Genomic DNA, 21,834 nt, shown 5'->3' with positions numbered 1-21,834 from the left:
GGCCCGTCCTGAGGACCCCGGCCGGCGCAGGCCCGGAGTGCCCCGCTTTGGGCGCTCGGTGCCTCAGCGGTCGCGGTTGAAACGGGTGGTGATCCACAGCAGGAGCAGCAGGATGACGAAGGCGCCGCCGCCGGTCACCAGGGGGTCGAGGCTCTCGTGGTTGCCGCCGTGCTCGCCCTCTGCGGCGAGTGTGGCCAACTGGGCAGCGGTGCTGTGGAAGCTCATCTTCGGCAGGACCTATCCGGTGGGCGGGATAAAGACGTCGGCCCATCGTATGCGGGCCCGGTGAGGGCGATCACGCCGACTCCACCATTGGAGGCCGCCCGCAGGACCGGGGGAACCTTCGCCCTTCCTCAGTCGTCCTTCCGCTTGTACCCCCGCAGCACGAACCACGCGGTGAACGCACAGCCCAGGAACATCACGACCAGTACCACCCGGAGCAGATTCCCGGACCCTTGCTGCTCGGCGGCGCTCGCGGCCTCGGTGAGCCAGGCGGCCCGGGTGTGCTCCATGACGTGGACTCCTTCGCTGTACTGCCGGTCCACGCTATCTCCGCCTAGGCTGGGCTCTGCTTCGGGGGGCGCAAAGGGCCTCACAAGGGTCCGCAAAGGATCACAGGGGCCGAAGAGGCACAGCCAAAGACGCACATGGGGGAAGACATGTCCGACGACGGCCACCAGAACAACGGTCACGAGCACGTGCCGAGCAGGCAGCGCAGGCGTTTCCCGGGTATCTCCTCGCGTGCGTACGAGCACCCCGCCGACCGTTCCGCCCTGGTGGCGCTGCGCAAGCTGAGCGGATTCGACACGGTCTTCAAGGCACTCAGCGCTCTGCTCCCCGAGCGGAGCCTGCGGCTGCTGTTCCTGTCCGACTCGGTGCGCGTCTCCGACCAGCAGTTCGCGTACCTCAACGACATGCTGCGGGACGCCTGTTACATCCTGGACCTGGAGAAGGTCCCGCCGATGTACGTCACCCAGGACCCGCAGCCGAACGCGATGTGCATCGGCCTGGACGAGCCGATCATCGTGGTCACCACGGGTCTGGTCGACCTGCTCGACGAGGAGGAGATTCGGGCGGTCGTCGGCCACGAGGTGGGCCACGCCCTGTCCGGCCACTCGGTCTACCGGACCATCCTGCTGTTCCTGACCAGCCTCGCCCTCAGGGTCGCGTGGATCCCGCTGGGCAACCTGGCGATCATGGCGATCGTGACCGCGCTGCGCGAGTGGTTCCGCAAGTCGGAGCTGTCGGCGGACCGGGCGGGCCTCCTGGTCGGCCAGGACCTGCGGGCCTCGATGCGCGGCCTGATGAAGCTGGCAGGCGGTCACCATCTGCACGAGATGAACGTGGACGCGTTCCTGAAGCAGGCCGAGGAGTACGAGGCCGGCGGCGACCTGCGCGACTCCGTGCTGAAGATCCTGAACGTCCTGCCGCGCTCCCACCCCTTCACCACCGTGCGGGCTGCCGAGCTGAAGAAGTGGGCCGAGTCCCGCGACTACCAGCGGATCATGGACGGCCACTACCCGCGCCGCACGGAGGACAAGGACACCTCGGTCACGGACTCCTTCCGCGAGTCGGCGGCGAGCTACGCGACCAACGTCAAGAGCTCCAAGGACCCCCTGATGAAGCTGGTCAGCGACATCGCGGGCGGGGCGGGCGACCTCGGCGGCAGGGTGCGCAGGGGCTTCGGCGGCTTCACGAACTCGGCACCGCAGGACGGCGAGCCCCCGACGGACCCGCCGCGGGACAACGAGGAGGGCTGAGACTCCGTCCAGGGCGCGGGGGACTCACACCTTCGGCTGCGCGCTGGTGGCCAGCGACCCGCAGAGTGCCGTGGCGCTACCGGTCGCGTAGGGATCGGTCCCGGCCGGTCCGCCGGCCTTCGCGGTCTGCCCGGCCAGCAGCGGGTGCAGCCGGTTCGTGGAGTCCTCCGCGCAGGACAGCGGGCCGGCCTGGACGTACGACACGACCAGCTGGGCCGTGTGCATCCGCAGGTCGTCCCGGTCGAAGCGGAAGTGCAGCTCACGCCGGACGGTGAACAGGGACACCTCGCCCGTGGCGACCGCGCCCGCACCGGCGGCCCGCAGCGCGTACACGAACGTGTGGTCCGCGGTGACCTCCAGCGTCGACGAGTCGGTCTCGGCGGCCTGGAGACTCCCCTGCACCCGGATCCTGCCGTCGGCCAGCCGGGCCTCGGCGGGGTCGAAGCGCACCAGCCAGCCGGTCGGCGCGTGCCGCCCGTCGGCGGCGGGGTGGGCGAAGCTCTGGTCGAACTGGTCGAGTTGGTCCGTGTCGAGGAGCACGCGCACGGAGCGGACCTGGGCGCCGGCGAGGACGTCCGGGTCGAGCGAGGACCGCACGAGGTAGTCCTTGGCCGTGGTCAGCGCGGACACGACCTGGCTGTCGGAGAAGTGCGCGGTGCGCCGGGAGGCGGGCAGCGGGATGCCCTCGGCGCCGACGCGGAACTGGGCGGCGGGGCTGTGCGCGTACAGGTACTCGGCGTCGGCGTGGCCCGGGACCCTGCCCGCGGGGGACAGCGGGATGACCGTCATCCGCAGGGGTTCGACGGGCTGCCGGATCGCGGCGTTCTGGTAGGGGTGCCGTACACCCATGTAGATCGCGGTGCCGAAGGCGACGGCGATCAGCAGGAACAGGATCAGCGCCTGCCGGGACAGTCCCCGGCGCAGTGGCGGGCGGCGGCGGACGGCGGGCGCGTGGTCGGACATGCGCTCCTGCGCGGAGTACTCCTGAAGGCGGGCAGCGCGGACGAACGACTCGTCGAAGACGACGGATCGGTACTCGTCCTCACCACCCACGGGGCCGCCCTCGGGTGTCCCCTCAGGTGGGTCTCCTGGCCCTCCCATATCTTCAGGGTAGGTCTCGGGGAGCTCGGGTAAACGCCCCGCCGTGCGACAAGTTCTGACAGGTTCTCACCAGGACCGTCAGGGAGTTCGCGGGACCGCGGAGGCGGCTGGCTGGGAGTAGTCGGCGGACGCCGAGGGCGTCACTGTGCTCCCCTGTTCCAGACCGGTCGAGGCGGGTGGCGGAACCCGGTCCCGGCTGCCGGAGGAGGAGCCCCGGTAGACCGCCGTGAAGGCCAGCGCGACCATGCCGATGCCCATCACGAGGGCGAGCATCCAGGCGACGGGGCGGTGCCAGCGGACCTGTTTGCCGTACGTCCCGGGGGCGCCGTAGCGGCCTTCGAGGATCTCGGTGTCGTCCAGGTCGTCGAGTTCGGGATCATGGCCGAAACCGCCGGGTCCGTAGCCGTCGTCGTACCGCTCGGCTCTGGGGCGGGCGCGGCGGGCCTCGGCCTCGGAGGCCTCCGCTCTCGCCTGGGCCGCGGCCAGGAGGCGCTCGACGGCGGTCGGCTCGTGCACCACGGCCGCCCGTACGAAGGCCTCGTCGAAGACCACGGAGGCGAACTCTTCGTCCGACACCCCGCGGTCGTGGTCGTCGTCGGGCTCCCAGCCGTCAGGGAACGGCGTGCCCCCCACGTCCTCCGGCACGAATCCAGAGTAGACCTGGGGGGTCAATTTGGGCAGACGGTACGGAAATTCATCCGCCCTGTGAGACACCTCTCGTGCGCCACGGAAGCGGGCCGGGGCGCCTGCCGGGTGCATATGCCCTGGCCGCGCGCCCCCTGGCGCCCCGGCTCAGCGGCGGATGTGACCGTCGCCGGTGACGATGTACTTCGTGCTGGTGAGCTCCGGCAGTCCCATCGGACCCCGCGCGTGCAGCTTCTGGGTGGAGATCCCGATCTCCGCGCCGAAGCCGAACTGGCCGCCGTCGGTGAAGCGGGTGGAGGCGTTGACCGCGACGGTCGTGGAGTCGACCAGCCGGGTGAAGCGGCGGGCGGCCTGCTGGGAGGTGGTGACGATGGCCTCGGTGTGGCCGGAGGTCCACAGCCGGATGTGCTCGACGGCCTTGTCGAGCGAGTCGACGACGGCGGCGGCGATGTCGTAGGAGAGGTACTCGGTGTCCCAGTCCTCCAGGGTGGCCTCGACGACGGTCGCCTTGGTGTCCTTCGCGTACGCCAGCACGCGCGGGTCGGCGTGGACGGTCACACCGGCCTCGGCGAGCGCGTCCAGGGCGCGCGGCAGGAACTCGGGGGCGATGTCCTGGTGGACCAGAAGGGTCTCGGCGGCGTTGCAGACGCTGACCCGCTGGGCCTTGGAGTTGATCAGGATGTCGATCGCCATGTCGAGGTCGGCCTGGGCGTCGACGTAGACGTGGCAGTTGCCGGTGCCTGTCTCGATGACGGGGACGATCGACTCCGTCACGACGGTCTGGATCAGGGAAGCGCCGCCGCGCGGGATGAGCACGTCGACCAGGCCGCGGGCGCGCATCAGCTCCTGCACGCTCTCACGGGACTGGCCGGGCACGAGCTGGATCGCGTCGGCGGGCAGTCCGGCGCCGCCCACGGCGTCGCGCAGGACCCGTACGAGGGCGGTGTTCGACTCGTACGCGGAGGCCGAGCCGCGCAGCAGGACGGCGTTGCCGGACTTCAGGCACAGGGCGGCGGCGTCGACCGTGACGTTGGGGCGGGCCTCGTAGATGATGCCGACCACGCCGAGCGGGACGCGGACCTGGCGCAGGTCGATGCCGTTCGGCAGGGTCGAGCCGCGCACGACCTCGCCGACCGGGTCGGGCAGCGCCACGACGTCCCGGACGTCGGAGGCGATGGCGCGCACCCGCTCCGGGGTGAGGGTCAGCCGGTCGATGATCGACTCGCTGGTACCGGCCTCGCGGGCCTTGGCGATGTCCTTGGCGTTGGCCTCGACGATCTCGCTCGTACGGACCTCCAGGGCGTCCGCGATGGCGAGCAGCGCGTCGTCCTTCTCGGCCCGGGGCAGCGGGGCGAGGTCGGCGGCGGCGGCCTTGGCCCGGTAGGCGGCCTGGACGACCGGGGTCATGGAGTCGTACGGCGAGAGCGAGGTCATAACGGAAGGGTAGTGCGCCCACAGGGGGCGTCCACCGCATGTTCCACAGCGCGAGACGGGATCAAAGGGACACCGGCACGGGGCCGGGATCAGAACGGGTGGGCTCCGACCGGTGAGGCCGGGGGCGGGCCGTACCCCTCGGCGATGCGCTGGTGGTAGGTCTGCCGGTCGATGACCTCCAGGCCGACGATCTCCCAGGGCGGCAGTCCCGCGGTCTGCCGGTGCTCGCCCCACAGGCGCAGGGCGACGGCGGCCGCGTCGTGCAGGTCGCGGGCCTCCTCCCAGTAGCGGATCTCCGCGTGGTCGTTGGCGTAGCGGCTGGTCAGCAGGAAGGGGTGGTCGTGGGCGAGCTGTTCGAGGGCGCGCCGGACCTCTTTCAGCGGGGCCTCGTCGCCGGAGACGCTGAGGGTGACGTGCCACAGGCGCGGCAGGTCCTGGGGCTCCTCGCCCCGGTACCGGTCGCCTGCCGCCACGCTCGTCAGGGCCGCGGTCCCCGCGGACGGACCGGAGCCGACGCGGGACGCGGCCGCCCCAGGGCGCACTCGTCTCACGACGGCCTCCTTCATGCACACGTCGACCCATGGGGTCGGGCGGAATGTGTCCCTGGGACAAAGTTGAGCAGGCCGCAAGGGCTCGTGGGGCGGTTTTGCGGAACGTCCACCTCAGGGCGACGCTCTTGGCAGGGCGTTCACCCCGTTTTCGGGCACACCGGCCCCGCGAGGCATCGGGCGGCCCTCAAGGGTGCAGGATCACCAGATCGTCCCGGTGGACGACCTCCCGCTCGTAGGCGGGTCCCAGTTCGCGCGCCAGCTCCCGGGTGGAGCGGCCGAGGAGCCGCGGGATCTCCTTGGCGTCGAAGTTGACGAGCCCGCGGGCCACGGCGTGCCCGGTGCCGTCGCGCAGTTCGACCGGGTCGCCCGCGACGAACTCGCCCTCGACGGCGGCGATCCCGGCGGGCAGCAGCGAGGTGCGGCGGTCGACGACCGCCTTCACCGCGCCGTCGTCCAGGATCAGCGCGCCCTGCGGGGTCGAGGCGTGCTGGAGCCACAGCAGCCGGTCGGCGGAGCGCTTGCCCGCGGGGTGGAAGTAGGTGCCGGTGTCACCGCCGGACAGCGCCTCGGCCGCGTGGACCGCGCTGGTCAGCACCACAGGGATGCCGGCGGCGGCCGCGATCCGGGCCGCCTCGACCTTGGTGACCATGCCGCCGGTGCCGACGCCCGCCTTGCCGGCGCTGCCGATCTCGACGCCCGCCAGGTCCCCGGGACCGCGCACTTCGGCTATCCGCGAGGTCCCGGGCTTGCTCGGGTCGCCGTCGTAGACGCCGTCGATGTCGGAGAGCAGGACGAGCAGGTCCGCGTGGACCAGATGGGCCACCAGGGCCGCCAGCCGGTCGTTGTCGCCGAAGCGGATCTCGTCGGTGGCGACGGTGTCGTTCTCGTTGACGATCGGCAGGGCGCCCATCGCCAGGAGCTTGTCGAGGGTGCGGGAGGCGTTGCGGTGGTGGGCGCGGCGGCTCATGTCGTCGCTGGTCAGCAGGACCTGGCCGACGCGGACGCCGTAGCGGGCGAAGGAGGCGGTGTAGCGGGCGACGAGCAGGCCCTGGCCGACGCTGGCGGCGGCCTGCTGGCGGGCGAGGTCCCGGGGGCGGCGGCGCAGGCCCAGCGGGGCGAGTCCGGCGGCGATGGCTCCGGAGGAGACGAGGACGATCTCCTTCTCCCCTCCGCTGCGGCTCTTGGCGAGGACGTCGACGAGCGCGTCGACCCGGTCGGCGTCGAGGCCGCCGGCGGCGGTGGTCAGCGACGAGGAACCGACCTTGACGACGATTCTGCGGGCCTCGCCCACGGCCTGCCTTGCCCCTGCCACCTTGTGTCCTGTCCCCTCGCGCCACTGTGGGTACCTCGCCCGCAATGTACGCGAAGGGGACGCGGCGACGCGCATCCGTCCGATCCCCGGACCCGATACCGGACGCCTTCGGGGAGCCGTCCGGTTCCCGTTCCGAGAAAAGCGGAAGTACACCCTCCCATTAATCGGAAGTGAATTCTTTCCGACATTCGGATGTACAACCATCAGCCATCCACCCGTGTCGAACCGGCCATGAACATCCGTCGGCTGTGCGCCGTCCTGCGCGTTCGCGGGAAAACCGAACTTCTCCTGGTGATCCTTTTCGCCGCCGGTTTCGCGGCGCTCCCCGTCCTGGCGCTGCTGCCGTCGCTACGGGGGTTCACGGCGGCGTGGGCCGTGACGTATCTGGCCGACGAGGCACTGCACACGAGGGCCCCGGGATTCGTCCGCCGCCTTGCGACACTGCAGCTCAGCCGCACGATGCGGTTCGCCGTACGGACGCTGATGCTGCTCGCCCTGGCCGACCGGACGGACGCCCCGGACACGGTGCTGATCACCGGACTGGCCGTTCTCAGCGCCCATTTCCTGCTGGTGATGATGTATTCGGCGCTGCATCACGCGATCCGCAGGCGGCGCGTGCTGCCGGTGGTCGTGCGCAATCTCGACATGAGCGGCATCGACATACCCGAACGGCCGCCCGCCTGGCTCTACCGGCGTTTCCTGCGCAAGCTCCTCCACCTCGATCTGCCGGCCCACGCGGGACTGATCACCGCGCTGGCCACCGGAGCCTGGTATGCCGCCTACGCCGGTTACGCGCTGACCATCGGCGCCGCCTCGGTCGCCCTGGCGGCCCTGCTGGGACAGCTCCGCGCGGTCCGCCGGATGCCCGGCCGGGACGCGGTGATCGGCGAGGTCAACCGCCAACTGGCCGCGTACCGGCCCGAGGTGGCCCTGTACTTCAGCTTCGCCGCGGTGTCGCGGGACTTCATGTACCAGGTCAACATGTGGATCGAGACGCTGGAGCAGCTCGACCGGCGCCCGGTGATCGTCCTGCGCGAGCGGGCCTCGTTCCGCTTCCTCGCCCGGACCCGCATCCCCGTGGTCTGCGTGCCCAAGGCCGACGACCTGGCCGAGGTGGACCTGTCCGGCGTCCAGGTCGTGCTCTACCCCGGCAACGCCGGCAAGAACGTCCACATGCTGCGGGTCGCCGAGGCCAAGCACGTCTTCATCGGCCACGGCGACAGCGACAAGCTTGCCAGCAGCAACCGGGTCAGCAAGGTGTACGACGAGATCTGGGTGGCCGGAAAGGCGGGCCGGGACCGCTACCAGAGGGTGCGGCACGCCATCAGTGACGAGGCCATCGTGGAGGTGGGCCGCCCGCAGCTGGCCCCGGTCCGCTCGCACGCCGAGCACGTCCCCGGCCCGGTGCCCGTCGTCCTCTACGCGCCCACCTGGGAAGGCTGGAGCGACGACGACTGCCACACCTCCCTGATCACGATGGGCGTACCGCTGATCGAGGGGCTCCTCGCGGAGAACGTGCGGATCATCTACAAGCCGCACCCCCTCACCGGCAAGCGCTCGCCCGAGGCGGCCGCCGCGGACCGGACCATCAGGGAGCTGTTGCGGGGCGACGAGAAGAAGGGCGCGGAGGCCTCGGAGGCCGCCGGAGCCCGGCTCCAGGAGATCCGGGCCCGGCTGGACGAGATGTCCGGCCGCCACGAGGGCGACGACGCCCAGCAGTTGCGGGACGCGCGGGTCCCGGACGGGGACGGCGCGGCCGAGTGGCAGGAGCTTCGGGACGAGTGGCACCGGATCTTCTGGGCGAGCCGGAGCGGCGCCCGGCACCACGTGATCCTCGAACAGCTCCCCACCCTGTACGAGTGCTTCAACCAGGCGGACCTCCTCGTCAGCGACGTCTCCTCGGTGGTCGCCGACTTCGTGGCCAGCCTCAAGCCGTACGTCCTGACCAACGCCCAGGACCTGCCCGACGAGGAGTTCCGGGCCGCCTACACCACCGCGGGCGGCGCCTATCTGCTCGACCGGGCCTGCACCCGGCTGCCGGAGATCCTGCGCTCGGTCCGCGAGCCCCTGCACGACCCCATGGCCGCGCGGCGCCGCACGCTCAAGGAGTACGTGCTGGGCCCGGACCGTCCGACCTCCATGGAGCGGTTCAACGCGGCCGTCAATGACCTGGCCGACCGGTCGACGGCGGAACGCGCCGAGGACCTGCTGGCCCCGCTCGCCTGACGGCGCCGGTCGCGCCTGCGGGGCGGAGCATCTGATCGACCCAGCCCCGCGCCCCTAGGGGGTCGCCAGCACCCTGCGTGCCTTTCGGAACGCCCGCCGCAGCAACTGGTCCGCCCCCACCTCCCGGTAGCCCGCCACCTCCCGGGCCTCCCTCGGCTCGGCCAGATAGAGGGAGTCCGGGAGGCCCGTCGCGTTGTCCCGGAAGTGCGGGTAGGCGAAATACACCCGGCGGCCGCCCTTCTCCAGCACCGGCTGAGGGATCTTCTTGGCCCTCATGAACTCCAGGACCTCCACCAGGAGGTCCGGGCGGCCCATCGCCACCAGCTGGAGCCGCAGACGTTCGTGGACGCGGAGACGGTGGCCCACCTCGCCCGTCCAGTAGGCGTCCACCAGGGGCTTCGCCAGCTCCAGCTTCTCCTGGCGCACCGCCTCGCCGTCCTTCAGGAACTTCGGACCGAACTGCGGGAGCAGGGTGACGAGGAAGGGCCGGACCATCAGTGCGTCGCGTCTCGCGCCCTGCGGGACCATGTCGGCGACCAGGTTCATCAGGGCGCGCGCGGAGTCGAAGCGCAGAGTGTGGCTGCCGGTCCTGGTGACGTGCTTGCCGTCCTCGCGGCCCACCAGGTAGTAGCAGGTGTGGTCGGCGATCACGGATACGCCGTCGGCCCGCAGATAGGCCTCCATGGTGAACAGGGCGTCCTCGCCGGTCCACAGGGACTCGTCGAAGCGCATGCTGTGCCGTTCGAGGAACGCGCGGCGGAACAGCTTCTGCGCGCTCAGCGTGAACTTGATGTTGGAGGAGAAGACGTCGGTGCGCTCCAGGGTCTGCCCCCACATCGACGTCGGCGGCTTGCGGTTGACGCCCTCGACCCGGCCGAGGACGACGTCCGTGCCGTTGCGGTCGGCCATCGCGACCATCCGCTCCAGGGCCTCGGGGCCGAGCCGGTCGTCGGCGTCGAGGAAGAAGACGTACCGCCCGGTCGCCTTGCCCAGTCCGACGTTGCGCGGGCCGCTGGGGCCGCCGGAGTTGTCCTGCCGGATCACCGTGACGTCGAGTGACGTGCGCGCGGCGAACTCCTCCAGGTACGTGCCGGTGCCGTCCGCCGAGCCGTCGTCGACCGCGATGACCTCGACGCGGGCGTGGCCGATCGTCTGCGTCTCGACGGAGGCCAGGCAGTCGACCAGGTACGGCATCGCCTCGTAGGCCCCGATGACCACGGTCACATCAGGCTGGGCAAGGGACACTGTTCCCCCCTGGGCGCGGTGGGTTGTTCCGACGCCCAGGGGTACGCAGGAAGGGCCCGGTTTTCGGGATCACCCCCGAAAACCGGGCCCTTTCTTTACGAAGGGGAGGTCAGGCCTTGGTCGTGGCCTCGGCCTCCGCCGCGGAGGCCGCCGCCCGTGACTCCTGGCCGACGTTGCGCGCCTCGGCCTTGATCGCGAGGTTGGCCACCGCGGTGTTGAACTGCTCGATGGACGTGGGCTCGTCCGGTCCGAGCAGGTACTGCTTGAGCTCCACCCGGTCCTCGGCCAGCAGGTCGGCCGCCGGGTCGCGGACCGCGTCCAGCAGCTCGCCCAGCTCGGTGGCCTTGTTGGACAGGATCGTGGCGGCCCGCACCGCGGTGTTCTGCCGCTTGAACTCCTCCACACCCAGCTCCGCGGAGTCCGTGACCGCGTACGGCTTGCCGCTCGCGATGAAGTCGGAGACCACGCTGGAGATGTCGGAGACCATCGCGTCGGAGACGTTGAAGCAGTCGTAGAGGCGCGGTTCGGCGCCCGTGACCACCCGGTGCTCCCACACCGGGAAGGCACGCCAGTACGCGTCGTTCCACTCGCCGCGCAGCCGCGCGATCTCCTCGTGCTTGGCCACGTCGACCACACCGTCACGGGTGGCCTCGGCCTCGTCGCCCTTCTCGCCGCCGCTGCCGACCAGGACGGCGAGCCGCGCCTCGATGCGGGCGAGCTCGGCCTTGGCCGCGGCCGACGCGGTCGCGTCGGCCTGGAAGCGGGGGTCCGTGGCGCGCTCGGCGGCGGCCTTCTCGATCAGCGCGGTGACCTTCTGGTGCGCGGCGCCCGCCTTGGGCAGAACCGTGCCGGTGAAGGGGTGCGGCTTGTAGAGGACGCGGACCGGCGGGTCGGCCTTCAGCAGCTTCTTCACGATGTTCTCACCGGCCAGCATCAGCGAGGTGTTGCCCGGGTTGCCGTCCCAGCCCTCCCAGGTGGGCGCGTAGAGCACGGTCGGGCAGTATCCATCAGCGGCTCCGCCGCGGGGATCCTCGGGCACGCCCTGCCCGTTCTGGATCGGCGCCAGCTGCGGGCGGCCCACCTCGACGATGTCCTCGTCGCGGACACCGACGTCGGCGATGGCGTAGCGGTCGCGGCCGGCCCGGCCGGCCACCCACACCTCGTCGTAGGCCTTGCTGAACGGGTTGACGCTCGCCAGCTTGTCGCTGTCGCCGTGGCCGATGAAGACGTGCTTCATGGTGGGCACGCGCAGCAGGTGGATGTTCTTGCCGACGTTCGCCGCGTACAGCGCGACGCGCACCGTGGACAGGTCCATGTTCATCAGGTGCACCCCTCCGGGCACGCAGATGACGGGGACCGTGGTGGGCGCGAGGTTCTGCAGGATGACGCGCTCCCGCAGGATGATCAGCGGCCGGGAGTCCAGCTGCTCCATGGTCTCCAGCCACATGTTGACCTGGTAGACGGAGTCCTTGGAGCCGGAGAAGTAGAGCACCGTCTCCGGCTGGTAGTCGCGCAGCCATTCGTCGACCTTGGCGAGCACCTTGTCCGCGTTCGGCGGGACCTTCTTGCCCCGCACGTACGGCATCAGCGCGAGGACATACAGGGAGCCGAGCACTATCGTCACGCCGATGCCGATGAAGCCCGGCAGGGCCGAGTCCATCGCTGCGGCGACGAGTATGCCGACCACGGCCGCGAGGTCGAGGTGGAGCATCTTCTCGGCCGACCGGTTCAGCAGGCCCAGCGGCGGGGCGTCCGGGATGCGGATGCGGGAGGCCAGGTCGACGTTGCGGGTGGCGACCGGAAGCCGGCGGCGGTTGCGGATCAGGGTGACCAGCGCGCCGTGCGGGGCCTGGAGGCCGTAGAACGCGATGAAGCAGGCGGTGGCGCCGTAGAAGATCAGGTTGTTGGAGAGGTCGAGCCGGGCCAGCAGCAGGATCAGCAGGAGCTGTCTGATCAGGAAGCGGATCGACAGTCCGGCGCGCACCTTGCTGAGGCGGTTGATCAGATAACTGCCCTGGCGGTGCAGATAGTGGTCCGCAAGGTACGTGACCGCGGTCGCGGCCGCGAAGGCGGGGACGCTCGGGATGAGCGCGGCCACCATTATGGCGGGGAAACCCGCCAGCATGAGGACCGCCGCGGCCAGCTCGGCCGCGCTGCCCACCCGGGCGACGCGAATAGCAGTGCTTATCACTGAAAACCTGCTCTGGGAGGGATGCCGGTTGTTTACGAATTAACGGTGCTTAAGGCTTCAGGCCCCTGTGAATGCACCAGGAACGGGCAGCCACAGAGGCCTGAATTTACCGAAAACTAATTGTCCCTGATTATGCCACGCCGTCCTGACGGTCCAGGACACTCGCCAGCGCGGCCTCGAAGCCGGAGGCCTGGCCCGCGGAGGCCGTCGGGTCCTGCTGGCGGACGTCGATGACATGACCGGTCAGCTCGGAGAGCAGCACGTCGAGCGAGGTGCGGGCCACCGCCTCGGAGGACAGCAGGCTGCCCGCGGGCTCCTGCCCGAAGGCCTTGGTGCGCATGGGCGTGGCGGTGCGCTCGGGGTTGATGCAGTTCACCCGGACGCCGTCACCCGCCCATTCGTCGGACAGGGCCTGCGTGAGGTTGACCATCGCCGCCTTGGTCGAGGAGTACAGGCTGTACTCGGCGCGGCCGCGGGTGTAGCTGCTGGAGGTGTACAGCAGCAGCTGGCCCTTGGTCTCCGCCAGGTACTTGTACGAGGAGCGCGCGATCTGCACCGGGGCCAGGTAGTTGACCTTCAGCGCCTCCTCGATGGTGGCGTTGTCGGTCTCCGCCAGCTTGCCGATGCGCAGCACGCCCGCGGTGTTGACGACGTAGTCGATGCGCCCGGTCTCGGCGTACGCCTTGGACAGCGCGTCGTCGACCTCCTCCGGGTTCTCGACGTGGGTGCCGGTGGTGGAGCGGCCCAGCGCGTACACCTTGGCGCCGTAGGCCTCGGCGAGCTCGCCGATGTCCTTGCCGATGCCGTAGGAGCCGCCGAAGACGACGACGGTCTTGCCGGTGAGGAGCTCGCGGTAGGCCTCGTCGCTGACCTGCTCGGGAGCGGCGGTCGAGGCGAGCTGGAAGAGCTTGTCGGCGATGAAGACGTCGACGGGCTGGGTGACCTTCATGTTGTACTCGTCACCCGCGACGACGTGGATCGGCACGTCCGGCAGGTACTTGAGCACGACCGAACAGTCGTCCGTGGCCTGGAAGTTGGGGTCACCGGCGGCGACCTCGTAGGCGCGCTTGATGGTGGACAGCTTGAAGGCCTGCGGGGTCTGGCCGCGGCGCAGCCGGGAGCGGTCCGGGATCTCGGTGATGAACTCGCCGTCGTCGCCGTGCTTGCGCGTGACGATGATCGTGTCCGCGGACGGGATCGCGACGTCGACGGCCTGGTAGCGCTCGAGGGCGACCACGCAGTCGTCGATCACGCGCCGCGAGAGCAGCGGGCGCACGGCGTCGTGGAACAGGACGTTGAGGTCCTCGCCCTCGGCCAGGCCCTCGCCGAGGGCCTCGATGGCGCGCTCGGTGGTCTCGTTCCGGGTGGAGCCACCCTCGATGATCTTCTTGACCTTCGTGAACCCGGCCTTGGCGACGATCTTCTCTATGTCGGGCACGTAGCCGGGCGCCATCAGGACGATGATGTCGTCGATGGAGTCGGCCTTCTCAAAGGTGGTCAGGGTGTGCTCGATGACTGCCTTGCCGGCGATCTTCAGCAGCTGCTTGGGGATCGAGAGACCCACGCGCTGACCGGTACCACCGGCCAGGATCACTGCGGTGGTACGGGGCTTGGCGATGTGCTGGGACACAGAAGACCTACCTCGGGGCGACAGGGAACGGGGAAATGGTCCCACTTGCGGTTACCGCTGTGCAAGGTGACCGCCGTTCACTGCATATGTACGCGCTACCTGTCATTCATCTTGCACTGCCGGTAACGACGACCGTGCGGGAGTTCAGCGCCGGCGCAGCTTCTTCAGGCACCGGTGTCCGAGTACCCGCATCAGCTCCTTCGACGACGTCTGGTGCACCGTACGCGCCTTGGCCGCCGAGGCGAGCGCCCCGTACAGCGCCTGGGCCGCCACCTCCGGGGAGATCCGCGGCGCGGGGATCCCGGCCGGCGCGGGCGGCTTCGGTACGGCGGACAGGAGACCTGGGTCACCGACGATCCGCACGCCCGTGTCCGCGATGTTCCGGGCCATCTCGGCGCCGATCCCGGCAGCGGCTTCCACGGCCCACTTCGGAGTGAGGATCTTCACGTCCTCGGGCGAGGGACTGCACGCGTTCTTCATATGCATGACGGCACCGTTGCGGACGAGCCTGGAATACAACTCGTCGGGCAGTCCATTGCCGCGGAATTGCTTGTTAAGATTCCGCAGCATTTCGGTCTCGGCGAGAGTAAGAGAACGATTCGCGGCGTCCGGGACGGGCTGGAGGAGATTCTCGGGAAGCCCGAGGAGCTGTTCGAAAGTGCGCAGCAGGCCACCACGGTCGCGGTCGTCGACCACGACGACGGTGATCCGCTCGGGACCGACCGCCCGCATCCAGCGCGCCACGAGCCGGTCGTGCCGGTGGCGGCGCCAGAAGGTGGGGTTGGGCTGCTCGTACGGCGCCTTCCGCAGCATGTGGGTGAGCCAGTCCTCGTAGCCCATGCGCAGGCCGTTCTGCACGTACTGCTGCCACTGCGAGGGCATGATCCGCACCAGCGGCCGCAGCGTGACCAGCACGTGCAAGCGGTCCCCGCCGAGCTGCTCGACGATCCGCGCGACCGTGTCGTCGTCCTCGGCGTCGGCGAAGAACTCGCTGCTGATCACCGAGGTCTTCGCGCCGGTGGCCCCGACCTGTTCCAGCAGCCGCGTCCAGTGCTTCTCGGTGGGCGCGGTGTCGCCCATCATCGCGGGCCTCGCGCACGCGGCCAGGGCGGCTTCCATGGGGTGCCTGCTGTGCGCCGGGAAGACGACGCCGTGCTCGGGCAGCTGGTCCTTCGCCGCGAACAGCGCGCCCTGGACGGCGGTCGTGCCGGTCTTGTGGGGGCCGATGTGCAGCAGGCGCGTGCCGACGGGCAGCGGAGCGGTCACCCCGCTCACCGGAAGGTCGTCTCTCGTACAGTCCGTCTCCATAGTCGGAGGACGGTAAGAGAAGTGCCTGAGTGTCACCTGAGAGGAGCGTGGGACTGCGCTGAGGAGCACGCCCCTCTCAGGCGACCCGCGCTCACGCGGGCCTTACCCCCGGCTTGCCCGCGTCCACCCGCAGCTGCGTCAGCGTGCTCGCCGTCGCCTCCGGCCTGACCACCGTGTCCACGGCCCTGACCTGCGCGTCGATGCCGTACCGGTCGATGTCGAAGAGGTGGTAGCCGCGGTGGGCGTCGATGAACTTCCAGTGCGGGTTGTCCGCCATCAGCGGGTCCCACTGGGCGTGGAAGGCGGCCTGGTCCTGGTCGCCGTTGCTGGAGATGGACGTACCGACGAACTCGGCGCCGACGACCCGGGAGGACGGGTCGGCGTAGTCCTCCTTGAGGTCGCTGATCATCGTGAGGTGGCGGTCCCCGGAGAGCACGACCGGGTTGCGCACGCTCCGGAACTCTTCCAGGAGGGCGTTGCGTTCGACCTGGTAGCCGTCCCAGGCGTCGTAGTACCAGAGCTTGCCCTCGCCGGGCAGGATGTCGGTCTCGGCCATCATGATCTGCGAGGCGATGAGGTTCCAGCGGGCCGGTGAGCCGTGCAGCCCGTCCAGGAGCCACTGCTTCTGCTCGGCGCCGAGCATGGTGAGCGAGGGGTCCTGCGCGGCCGCGTGGCTGGTGACCTGGTCGCTGCGGAACTGCCGGGTGTCGAGCACGTTCAGCCGGACCAGCCGGCCGAACTCCAGGCGCCGGTACATCTGGATGTGCGGGCCGTTCGGGACGGCGGTGGCGCGCACCGGCATGTGCTCGTAGTACGCCTGGAAGGCCGCCGTGATCCGGGCCACGAACGCGTCGTGCGGCTGCTTGGCGGGGTCCTGCGGGATCTCCCCCGCCCAGTCGTTGTCGACCTCGTGGTCGTCGAAGGTGACCACCCAGGGCGTGCTCGCGTGGATCTCGGCGAGGTCCGGGTCGGTGCGGTACTGGGCGTACCGGTTGCGGTACTGCGCGAGGGTGTACGGCTCCCCCGTGCCCTCGTGCCGGCGCGGGCCCGCCGAGGACGGCGCCGACTCGTAGATGTAGTCGCCGACGAACAGCACGACGTCCGGGTCCTGGTCCAGCATGTCGGCGTACGGCGTGAAGTAGCCGTTCTGCCAGTTCTGGCAGGAGGCGAGCGCGACCCGGAGGCTGCCGCCGGAGCTGTGCGGGGCGGGGGCGGTGCGGGTGCGGCCGGTGCGCGAGAGCTGGCCGTCGGCGCGGAAGCGGTACCAGTACACACGGCCCGCGCGCAGTCCCCGTACGTCGACGTGGACGCTGTGCCCGTACGCGGGCAGGGCCTGGGCGGTGCCGCGGCGGACCACCTTTCTGAAGCGCTGGTCCTCGGCGAGCTCCCATTCGACCGGCACCACCCGGTCGGGCATGCCTCCGCCGTTCAGCGGATCGGGGGCGAGCCGGGTCCACAGCACGATGCCGTCCGGCAGCGGGTCACCGGAGGCCACGCCGAGGCTGAACACTCCGTCGGGGAGCGGGGGCTCCGCCGCTCGCGCGGTGCCCGGCAGCCACAGCTGGGCGGAGGCGGCGGCGCCGAGCACGGCGGCACCGGCGGTCAGAAAGCGGCGTCGGCCGGGTGATGCTGCTCCGTACATGGGCGAACTCCCTTACGTCGCTGACCTCTTGGGCACCCTGGAAGCTCACGCTTCGGGGTGATCCGTGCGTTGAACCAGAGTGTTCGCGTGCATGACAAATAGGTAGACAACAGAAGAGCCGTTGCGACTCGGATATCACATGATGAACGTGATCCCGGCGCAACGGCCTTCAGGACACTGCCGACTGACGATCTTTTGGGTTCTAGTTGGCGAATTCCGAGCCCAGACGGGCCTTCGCCGCGGTGGTGCCGAGGAGGGTGTGGCCGAAGGTGAACGTGCCGTCAGGCCCCAGAACGGTGGCCGGAATCGGCACCCCACCCGGCGAGACGACGTACTGGCCCCGGGACCGGAAGGGACCACACGGACCCCGCACCAGCGTTCTCGCCGGGCGCGCCGACCGCGACGTCGGCCAGTCCGTCGCCGTTCGCGTCACCCACATGGACGGCCCCGCCGAAGGCGTCGCCCTTCTCGGTGGCCCCCGGGACCCCCGGACTGTCCTGCGTGACCACCTGGTGGGAGCCCGCCCCGGTCAGCCCGTCGGCCCGGCCGCTCAGCACGACGACCGCGCCGGCGTCCTTGACGGAGTTCGGTGCGGTGGCGGGGCCCAGGTCCTCGCCGGGCACGCCGGTGACCACGTCGAGGAAGCCGTCCCCGTCGACGTCCGCGAGCTGCACGTCGGTGCCGAAGCGGTCGCCCTTCTCGGCGGTGCCGGGCACGCCGGGGCTGTCCTGGTTGACGGCCTGCTCCGCCACTCCGTCGGGAGCGCCCGAGGTGCCGGGTATCCAGGTGACCCGGCCGCCCTTGGCCCGGTAGGCGTCGTGGTCGCTCTCGTAGCCGTCGACGGCCCGGCCCACCCACGATGTCGGCGTAGCCGTCCCGGTTCACGTCCCCGACCGCGAGGTTCTCGCCGCCCTGGAGCGCGGCGCCGTCGATGTCCCAGACCAGGGTCCAGGGCGTGAGGCCGTCCTTGGTGCCCCACCAGTACGCGACCCGCCGGGAGTCGAAGGTGTCGGTGCCGGTCTGGGCGGCCACGACGTCGGTGATCCCGTCACCGTTGAGGTCGCCGACGTCGAGGTCGAGGACGCGGCTGTCGTACCTGTCCCGCACCACCTGGCGCTCCCCGGTGGCCGCGCCGGAGCGGGTGAAGGGGCCGCCGGTCGCCACCAGGCCGTACCGGTCCACCGCCGTCAGCAGATCGGTCGCGCCGTCCCCGTCGACGTCGGCCGCAGCGAGGTGGCCCTGGGCGCCGAGCCGGTCGCCGGCCGCACCGGAGGCGAGGGTGGCACCGCCCGCCAGACCGCGGGCACCGCCCCAGACGACCTGCACCCGGCCGGCGCCGCCGTCCTCGCCGCCCACGCCCACGATCAGGTCGGAGTACCCGTCCCGGTCCAGGTCGGCGGTGGTGAGCGCGCTGCCGAAGCGGTCGCCCGCCTCGGAACCGCCCGGGACGCCCGCCGTGTTCTGGCTGAACACCTGCTTCGTCGAGGACTTCAGGCCGCTCGCCGAGCCGTACAGCACGCCGACGAAACCGGCCTTCGCCCGCCCCGCGACGGTCCCGTCGGGCGCGGCCACCGCGAGGTCCGCGTAGCCGTCCCCGTTGAAGTCGTCCCGCACCTGGTGAGGAGCTGCCGCGGCCCCCGCGGTGGCGGGCAGGGCGACCCCACCCCCGACCGCCAGGACGACGGCGAGTCCCGTGCGCCACCCTCTTCGTCGTACGCGCATGCCGCGTCCCTCCTGTGACGGTTGTACGGATTGCTCCGTACGACTCACAGGAGGGACGGTTGGTTGCCCTCACGGATGACGGGACGTCACCCGGCGTTCACTCAGAAGGGTTCGAAGTCGTCGAACTCCTGGGCCGCCTCGTCCCGTTCGGCCTGCTTGTCGCGTCGGCGCTGGGCGGCGGGCCTGGGCTCCTCGAAGCGGTGGTCCTCGCCGCGCCGGCCGAGCATCTCGGCGCCGGCCATGACGGTCGGCTCCCAGTCGAAGACGACGGCGTTGTCCTCGGGGCCGATGGCGACGCCGTCGCCCGAACGGGCGCCCGCCTTCATCAACTCCTGCTCCACACCGAGGCGGTTGAGGCGGTCGGCGAGGTAGCCGACGGCCTCGTCGTTACTGAAGTCGGTCTGCCGCACCCAGCGCTCCGGCTTCTCGCCGCGCACCCGGAACAGCCCGTCCTCCTCGCGGACCACGGTGAAGCCCGCGTCGTCCACGGCCTTGGGCCGGATGACGATCCGGGTCGCCTCCTCCTTGGGCCTCGCGGCCCGCGCCGTGCCGACCAGGTCGGCGAGCGCGAAGGACAGCTCCTTCAGCCCCATGTGGGCGACGGCGGACACCTCGAAGACGCGGTAGCCGCGCGCCTCCAGATCGGGCCGCACCATCTCGGCGAGGTCCTTGCCGTCCGGTACGTCGATCTTGTTCAGGACGACGATGCGGGGACGGTTGCCGAGGCCGCCGTACTCCTTGAGCTCCGCCTCGATGATGTCGAGGTCGGAGACCGGGTCGCGGTCGGACTCCAGCGTGGCGGTGTCCAGGACGTGCACGAGGACGCTGCAGCGCTCCACGTGCCGCAGGAACTCGAGGCCGAGGCCCTTGCCCTGACTGGCGCCCGGGATCAGGCCCGGCACGTCGGCGATGGTGTAGACGGTGTCGCCCGCGGTGACCACGCCCAGGTTCGGGACCAGCGTGGTGAAGGGGTAGTCGGCGATCTTCGGCTTGGCCGCGCTCAGCACCGAGATCAGCGAGGACTTGCCCGCGCTCGGGTAGCCGACCAGCGCCACGTCGGCGACCGTCTTGAGCTCCAGGACGATGTCCTGGAGGTCGCCGGGCACGCCGAGCAGCGCGAACCCGGGGGCCTTGCGGCGGGCTGAGGCCAGCGCCGCGTTGCCGAGGCCGCCGCGGCCGCCCTGGGCGGCGACGTAGGACGTGCCGTGCCCGACCAGGTCGGCGAGGACGTTGCCCTGCCGGTCGAGGACGACGGTGCCGTCCGGCACCGGCAGGACCAGGTCCTGGCCGTCCTTGCCGGAGCGGTTGCCGCCCTCACCGGGCTTGCCGTTGGTGGCCTTGCGATGCGGGGAGTGGTGGTAGTCGAGCAGCGTGGTGACGGACTGGTCGACGGTCAGGATGACGTCGCCGCCCCGTCCGCCGTTTCCGCCGTCGGGACCGCCGAGCGGCTTGAACTTCTCCCGGTGGACGGAGGCACAGCCGTGACCTCCGTTACCCGCGGCGACATGCAGTTCGACGCGGTCCACGAAGGTGGTCATGGTTCGGTGCCTCCAAAAACGGTACGAGTACTACTTCAGTAACACGCGAAAGGCGGACCCGCCTTCCCACCAGGGAAGTGAGGTCCGCCTCGCGAAAGCTTCCGATCAGCTGCCTGAATCAGTTACCTGATGCTTCAGGCGACCGGAACGATGTTCACGACCTTGCGGCCACGGTGGGTACCGAACTCCACCGCACCGGCGTTCAGCGCGAACAGCGTGTCGTCGCCGCCACGGCCGACGCCCGCACCCGGGTGGAAGTGGGTACCGCGCTGGCGGACCAGGATCTCGCCCGCGTTGACGACCTGACCACCGAAGCGCTTCACGCCGAGGCGCTGAGCGTTGGAGTCACGACCGTTACGGGTGGACGATGCGCCCTTCTTGTGTGCCATCTCTCCTCAGTCCCTTACTTCGCAGCCGCGGGGATCTCAGTGACCTTGATCGCCGTGTACTGCTGGCGGTGGCCCTGACGACGGCGGTAGCCGGTCTTGTTCTTGTAGCGAAGGATGTCGATCTTGACGCCCTTGTGGTGGTCCACGACCTCGGCCTGGACCTTGATGCCGGCCAGGACCCACGGGTCGCTGGTCACAGCGTCGCCGTCGACAACGAGCAGGGTCGAGAGCTCGACCGTGTCGCCAACCTTGGCAGTGGAAATCTTGTCAACCTCAACGATGTCGCCGACAGCAACCTTGTGCTGGCGACCACCGCTGCGCACGATGGCGTACACGCGGATCTCACTCTCTCGCTCGGGAACGGCACCCCCGCAGTCCAGCCGCCCGGCAGAACGAGCGGCCTCTCCCGGCCAGAACAGCGACCCGAGAGGAAGAGGTTTACGGGGATGTGGCGTGTCACCAGTGGACACGCCGACGGTCTAGGTTACGGGGCCGCGGCCGAACGGGTCAAACCGGGCCCCGTCGCGTTCAAACCCACGCGTCAGGAGCCGAGGCTCTCCCGGTACGCCACGCACTCCTCGTAGGAGGGCAGCAGCCCCTGCTCACGGGCCTCGGCCAGGGTGGGCGCCTGCTCGTCCTTGGGCGAGAGCAGCGGGGCGACCCCGTCGGGCCACTCGATGCCGATCTCCGGGTCGAGCGGGTGGATGCCGTGCTCACGCTCGGGCGCGTAGCCCTCCGAGCACAGGTAGACCACGGTGGCGTCGTCGGTGAGCGCCATGAACCCGTGGCCGAGTCCCTCGGAGAGGTAGACGGCGTGGTGGTCCTGGTCGTCGAGGCGGACGATCTCCCACTGGCCGAAGGTGGGCGAGCCCACCCGGATGTCCACGATCACGTCGAGGACCGCGCCGCGCACGCACTTGACGTACTTGGCCTGCCCGGGCGGCACGTCGGCGAAGTGGATGCCGCGCAGGGTGCCCCGGCTGGAGACCGACATGTTGGCCTGGGCCAGCCCGAGCGAGTGGCCCGCGGCCTCCGCGAAGACGGGGGCCTTGAACCACTCGTGGAAGCTGCCCCGGCCGTCGGGGAAGACCTTCGGCTCGAACACCCAGGCACCGGTGATGGAAAGGGGTCGCATCGGGG

The 21,834-nt window shown here is 70.4% G+C and carries 18 protein-coding genes and 1 pseudogene; 2 read left to right on the top strand and 17 right to left on the bottom strand.

All coding sequences use genetic code 11. The annotated features are described in order from the left end of the window. Nucleotides 1–63 precede the first annotated feature (63 nt). Both RKD20_RS29340 and RKD20_RS29335 read right to left on the bottom strand, forming a co-directional pair. Nucleotides 64–225, bottom strand: a complete 162-nt coding sequence (locus RKD20_RS29340; RefSeq protein WP_424880319.1) for a hypothetical protein — start codon at nucleotides 223–225, stop codon at nucleotides 64–66. Nucleotides 226–353: 128 nt separating this feature from the next. Then, nucleotides 354–512: a hypothetical protein gene (locus RKD20_RS29335; protein WP_020116337.1), complete on the bottom strand. Its 159-nt coding sequence runs from the start codon at nucleotides 510–512 to the stop codon at nucleotides 354–356. Between the two features lie 147 nt (nucleotides 513–659). Here RKD20_RS29335 and RKD20_RS29330 point away from each other — a divergent pair, with 147 nt between their 5' ends. Further along, a complete protein-coding gene (locus RKD20_RS29330) occupies nucleotides 660–1,760 on the top strand; it encodes a M48 family metallopeptidase (protein WP_424880318.1) in 1,101 nt (366 codons plus the stop codon). A 24-nt stretch (nucleotides 1,761–1,784) separates the two neighbouring features. Here the strand turns inward: RKD20_RS29330 and RKD20_RS29325 are convergent, their stop codons facing one another. The 5 genes from RKD20_RS29325 to proB all read right to left on the bottom strand — a co-directional run bounded on the left by RKD20_RS29325 (nucleotide 1,785) and on the right by proB (nucleotide 6,782). Beyond that, nucleotides 1,785–2,861, bottom strand: coding sequence for a hypothetical protein (locus tag RKD20_RS29325; RefSeq protein WP_424880317.1), 1,077 nt, complete (start codon nucleotides 2,859–2,861; stop codon nucleotides 1,785–1,787). A 78-nt stretch (nucleotides 2,862–2,939) separates the two neighbouring features. Beyond that, a complete protein-coding gene (locus tag RKD20_RS29320; RefSeq protein ID WP_424880316.1) occupies nucleotides 2,940–3,506 on the bottom strand; it encodes a hypothetical protein in 567 nt (188 codons plus the stop codon). 147 nt (nucleotides 3,507–3,653) lie between these two features. Beyond that, nucleotides 3,654–4,940 carry a glutamate-5-semialdehyde dehydrogenase gene (locus tag RKD20_RS29315; protein WP_424880315.1) on the bottom strand — a complete coding sequence of 429 codons (1,287 nt, stop codon included), beginning with the start codon at nucleotides 4,938–4,940 and terminating at the stop codon, nucleotides 3,654–3,656. 89 nt (nucleotides 4,941–5,029) lie between these two features. Then, nucleotides 5,030–5,482 carry a hypothetical protein gene (locus RKD20_RS29310; protein ID WP_424883353.1) on the bottom strand — a complete coding sequence of 151 codons (453 nt, stop codon included), beginning with the start codon at nucleotides 5,480–5,482 and terminating at the stop codon, nucleotides 5,030–5,032. 193 nt (nucleotides 5,483–5,675) lie between these two features. Continuing rightward, entirely contained in the window at nucleotides 5,676–6,782 is a 1,107-nt protein-coding gene (gene proB / locus RKD20_RS29305; protein ID WP_424883352.1) for a glutamate 5-kinase, read from the bottom strand. Between the two features lie 312 nt (nucleotides 6,783–7,094). On the opposite strand from proB, the gene RKD20_RS29300 reads away from it, so the two are divergent. Further along, nucleotides 7,095–9,029 carry a hypothetical protein gene (locus tag RKD20_RS29300; protein WP_424880314.1) on the top strand — a complete coding sequence of 645 codons (1,935 nt, stop codon included), beginning with the start codon at nucleotides 7,095–7,097 and terminating at the stop codon, nucleotides 9,027–9,029. A 54-nt stretch (nucleotides 9,030–9,083) separates the two neighbouring features. On the opposite strand, the gene RKD20_RS29295 is transcribed toward RKD20_RS29300, so the two are convergent. The 10 genes and pseudogenes from RKD20_RS29295 to rfbC form a co-directional block, all read right to left on the bottom strand. After that, the gene (locus RKD20_RS29295) at nucleotides 9,084–10,274 is read right to left on the bottom strand and encodes a glycosyltransferase family 2 protein (protein WP_424880313.1); all 1,191 of its coding nucleotides are present in this window, start codon (nucleotides 10,272–10,274) and stop codon (nucleotides 9,084–9,086) included. Nucleotides 10,275–10,383: 109 nt separating this feature from the next. Next, nucleotides 10,384–12,465 carry a hypothetical protein gene (locus tag RKD20_RS29290; protein WP_424880312.1) on the bottom strand — a complete coding sequence of 694 codons (2,082 nt, stop codon included), beginning with the start codon at nucleotides 12,463–12,465 and terminating at the stop codon, nucleotides 10,384–10,386. Nucleotides 12,466–12,595: 130 nt separating this feature from the next. After that, a complete protein-coding gene (locus RKD20_RS29285) occupies nucleotides 12,596–14,095 on the bottom strand; it encodes a D-ribitol-5-phosphate cytidylyltransferase (protein ID WP_424880311.1) in 1,500 nt (499 codons plus the stop codon). Nucleotides 14,096–14,239: 144 nt separating this feature from the next. Next, nucleotides 14,240–15,403 carry a hypothetical protein gene (locus RKD20_RS29280; RefSeq protein WP_424880310.1) on the bottom strand — a complete coding sequence of 388 codons (1,164 nt, stop codon included), beginning with the start codon at nucleotides 15,401–15,403 and terminating at the stop codon, nucleotides 14,240–14,242. A gap of 91 nt (nucleotides 15,404–15,494) precedes the next feature. After that, the gene (locus RKD20_RS29275) at nucleotides 15,495–17,045 is read right to left on the bottom strand and encodes an alkaline phosphatase D family protein (protein WP_424880309.1); all 1,551 of its coding nucleotides are present in this window, start codon (nucleotides 17,043–17,045) and stop codon (nucleotides 15,495–15,497) included. Nucleotides 17,046–17,247: 202 nt separating this feature from the next. After that, nucleotides 17,248–18,767 (bottom strand): annotated as a pseudogene (locus tag RKD20_RS29270) (FG-GAP and VCBS repeat-containing protein). Between the two features lie 101 nt (nucleotides 18,768–18,868). Beyond that, the gene (obgE, locus tag RKD20_RS29265) at nucleotides 18,869–20,305 is read right to left on the bottom strand and encodes a GTPase ObgE (protein WP_359427661.1); all 1,437 of its coding nucleotides are present in this window, start codon (nucleotides 20,303–20,305) and stop codon (nucleotides 18,869–18,871) included. A 134-nt stretch (nucleotides 20,306–20,439) separates the two neighbouring features. Then, nucleotides 20,440–20,694: a 50S ribosomal protein L27 gene (rpmA, locus tag RKD20_RS29260; protein WP_007381992.1), complete on the bottom strand. Its 255-nt coding sequence runs from the start codon at nucleotides 20,692–20,694 to the stop codon at nucleotides 20,440–20,442. A 14-nt stretch (nucleotides 20,695–20,708) separates the two neighbouring features. Beyond that, a complete protein-coding gene (rplU, locus tag RKD20_RS29255; protein ID WP_007381993.1) occupies nucleotides 20,709–21,029 on the bottom strand; it encodes a 50S ribosomal protein L21 in 321 nt (106 codons plus the stop codon). 206 nt (nucleotides 21,030–21,235) lie between these two features. Next, nucleotides 21,236–21,829, bottom strand: a complete 594-nt coding sequence (gene rfbC / locus RKD20_RS29250; RefSeq protein ID WP_424880308.1) for a dTDP-4-dehydrorhamnose 3,5-epimerase — start codon at nucleotides 21,827–21,829, stop codon at nucleotides 21,236–21,238. Nucleotides 21,830–21,834: the final 5 nt, after the last annotated feature.

Origin of the sequence: Streptomyces sp. SLBN-8D4 (assembly GCF_049739545.1) — a bacterium.
In the GTDB taxonomy this organism is placed as follows: Bacteria; Actinomycetota; Actinomycetes; order Streptomycetales; family Streptomycetaceae; genus Streptomyces; species Streptomyces canus_C.
This window is presented reverse-complemented; position numbering and strand designations above follow the sequence as displayed.

What these genes read in the sequence shown, in the direction of transcription:
- RKD20_RS29340 (WP_424880319.1), bottom strand. Translation starts at nt 225, where the DNA reads ATGAGCTTCCACAGCACCGCTGCCCAGTTGGCCACACTCGCCGCAGAG.
- RKD20_RS29335 (WP_020116337.1), bottom strand. Translation starts at nt 512, where the DNA reads ATGGAGCACACCCGGGCCGCCTGGCTCACCGAGGCCGCGAGCGCCGCC.
- RKD20_RS29330 (WP_424880318.1), top strand. Translation starts at nt 660, where the DNA reads ATGTCCGACGACGGCCACCAGAACAACGGTCACGAGCACGTGCCGAGC.
- RKD20_RS29325 (WP_424880317.1), bottom strand. Translation starts at nt 2,861, where the DNA reads ATGGGAGGGCCAGGAGACCCACCTGAGGGGACACCCGAGGGCGGCCCC.
- RKD20_RS29315 (WP_424880315.1), bottom strand. Translation starts at nt 4,940, where the DNA reads ATGACCTCGCTCTCGCCGTACGACTCCATGACCCCGGTCGTCCAGGCC.
- RKD20_RS29280 (WP_424880310.1), bottom strand. Translation starts at nt 15,403, where the DNA reads ATGGAGACGGACTGTACGAGAGACGACCTTCCGGTGAGCGGGGTGACC.
- RKD20_RS29275 (WP_424880309.1), bottom strand. Translation starts at nt 17,045, where the DNA reads ATGTACGGAGCAGCATCACCCGGCCGACGCCGCTTTCTGACCGCCGGT.
- obgE (WP_359427661.1), bottom strand. Translation starts at nt 20,305, where the DNA reads ATGACCACCTTCGTGGACCGCGTCGAACTGCATGTCGCCGCGGGTAAC.
- rpmA (WP_007381992.1), bottom strand. Translation starts at nt 20,694, where the DNA reads ATGGCACACAAGAAGGGCGCATCGTCCACCCGTAACGGTCGTGACTCC.
- rfbC (WP_424880308.1), bottom strand. Translation starts at nt 21,829, where the DNA reads ATGCGACCCCTTTCCATCACCGGTGCCTGGGTGTTCGAGCCGAAGGTC.